The following is a 2,500-nucleotide window of genomic DNA, read 5'->3' on the forward strand; positions in this document are numbered from 1 at the left end:
GAAGGCTGAGAACCCGCGGCGCTGGTCCGGTGATATCCGAAACTTCAGCTTGCCGGAATCAGTGACTCTGAATCCGGAAAAGGCGGTGAACTGTTAAAGAGCTGATGACTTAAACACGACAACTACGTTGACAGACTCCGCTGGTTCGAAGCCGAAATCTGAAACCGAGAACGAAGAACAGTTTTGATGCTTCCCACCAACGAAGCAGTCTTGTCCGCGATGTACTGGTTGCGTTCTGCTTTGGCCAGTTTTATATAGTAATCAATTTCAGTGCTGCTCAGCATAGTTGAATGTTGTTTAGCCATGATGTGATCCTCTCAGGTGGCGTCTATAAATTTCTATGTTGCCTATGCTAATAAGATCATGGCTATTGGAAAAGCGATCCTTTCTAACCATAATGATGAGAATATTTCATCATAAGTGGTAACGCCTATGCGTCGTCTTCCTCCTCTCAATGCGTTGAGAGTGTTTGAGGCCTCTGCCAGAAAAAGCAGTTTTGCAGCTGCGGCAGAGGAGTTGTCCGTGACGGCTTCTGCCGTTAGTCACCAGATTAAAACGCTTGAAGGTTATTTAGGGGTAACACTGTTTAGCCGTAGCAAGCGGAAGGTTGAGCTGACACCATCCGGGGAGCAGTATCTGATGCCCGTCAAGCACGCGTTGGAGGAGATTGAGATGGCAACTCACCGATTGGCGACGAATAAGGAAACCAATGTAGTTCAGATTAGTGTAGCACCCAATTTCCTGACCCGGTGGCTAATGCCACGGATGTCTCGTTTTCGGGAGCTGTATCCGGATATCGAGCTTCAGATAAACGCTTCTATGGGATTGCTCGATTTCAATCGGTCGAGCACCGATATGGCCGTCTACTATGGGCACGGCGAGTGGGATGACATTGAGGTTCACTTTCTGCAGAAGGTTATGCTGGTGCCTGTGTGCAGTCCGAAGCTTTTAAATGGAAAGTTTCCTTTGGAGGTTCCGGAAGACCTGCGTCATCACACATTAATCTATGTCAGCAAACGCAAATGGGAGTGGGAAGATTGGCTACAGTTGGCGGGTGTAGAGTTTATTACCCCAAGGGACAGCCTTCAGTTATCCAGTGGTCAGCTAACCACTGCGGCTGCACAGGAAAATCTGGGTGTGGCTCTGGCAGACCCTACGCTGACGTCCAGAGAAATCAGTTCGGGCGATCTGGTAGTGCCATTCAATATTCCACTTGATACGCACAGGGCTTTTTATCTCGTTTATCAAAAACACCGCCCTTTAACCTCGGGTATGAATGCCTTCAAGGAGTGGTTGATGAGCGAAATGCAAGCCATCGACGCTTATCACGTGGAGTATGCTCCATCACTGGGCAGGAGCGCCAACAAGAAGGGTCAGTAACGGACATTACGAGGGAGCAGTTGTTAAGTACTGGGGGCGGGTCAGCCCGAATCAATAAAATGCTTGATACATTACGTGAAGAGGTGAGTCAGGATTTGCCAGAATCGCTAATAGCCGTTTTGACGGAGGCCTTACTGATTCATGGGACAAGACAAGCTGAGAACATCAAGCAACAACTCAATGCGGTTAAAAATTCAGCCAACTTCCGTAGCTTCAAGTAGGTGATGTCCCGTTATATCGGTTATGGCGCAGCCTATATTGAGTGTGTGCTTACCTGTACTGAGCAACGTGTAACTGTGCTTGGTTGCGATGAAATTCGCGAAAACGGGGTGCATGAGTGCACGTTTCCATTGCCTATATGGCTTATCTGCACAGAAGCTCTGGCGGTGCCTAGTTGTCACACTGGCTTGGTTTTTACCAATCAATCCCGAGCACGGCAACCTGTGGGAAGCCAAGTTGGTTCTTCAGCCGGGTGGTGCGAACTGGACGGATGCTGCGCTGAAATTGCAAAGAACTGATGGCGATCACAACCAAGTATTGAAAGGTACGGTCCAACATGAGGTGTTGGAGCACCATTGCCGCCTACCAAGACGGCGACATACTGAGGCTCCGAGTGATTTGTAAGAAAGATGCTACTGCTCGCCTTGATGGTGTGATTCTATGGCCTGGCGGTAATTCTTGAGGTTAAGGAAGACGTCAACATCCCAGTTCTACAAGCAAATTCGGAACCGTATACAACCGTAGGTTGTGGTGGGCAGACGGTAATGTAGTGAACTTGGTTAGCCAGCCTATGAGGGTGAAAGCCGCGAAGCGAACATGGCAGGCAAGTTTTAAACGTCCCTGTTTAGCGCACCTACATATTCGGATAATTCGGGCCCCCGCCGCCTTCCGGCGTCACCCAGGTAATATTCTGAGCGGGGTCCTTGATGTCGCAGGTTTTGCAGTGCACGCAGTTCTGCGCGTTGATCTGGAACTTCTGGCCACTGCCATCGTCAGCCTCAACCACTTCATACACGCCAGCCGGGCAGTAGCGCTGCGCAGGCTCGTTGTACTTCGGCAGGTTCTCCTTGATGGGAATCTCCGGGTCAGACAGCTTCAGGTGAACCGGCTGGTCTTCCTC

At 49.9% G+C, this 2,500-nt stretch carries 2 protein-coding genes; one reads left to right on the top strand and one right to left on the bottom strand.

The window, feature by feature from the left end:
* The first annotated feature begins 432 nt into the window (after nt 1–432).
* Entirely contained in the window at nt 433–1,380 is a 948-nt protein-coding gene (gene gcvA / locus ABJM11_RS14555) for a transcriptional regulator GcvA (protein WP_348296692.1), read from the top strand.
* An 853-nt stretch (nt 1,381–2,233) separates the two neighbouring features.
* Here the strand turns inward: gcvA and ABJM11_RS14560 are convergent.
* Nucleotides 2,234–2,500: 4Fe-4S dicluster domain-containing protein (locus tag ABJM11_RS14560; RefSeq protein ID WP_348296693.1), on the bottom strand; the 267-nt coding region annotated here is incomplete at its 5' end.

Origin of the sequence: Marinobacter sp. (genome assembly GCF_039977835.1) — a bacterium.
Lineage (GTDB): Bacteria > Pseudomonadota > Gammaproteobacteria > Pseudomonadales > Oleiphilaceae > Marinobacter.

What these genes read in the sequence shown, in the direction of transcription:
- gcvA (WP_348296692.1), top strand. Translation starts at nt 433, where the DNA reads ATGCGTCGTCTTCCTCCTCTCAATGCGTTGAGAGTGTTTGAGGCCTCT.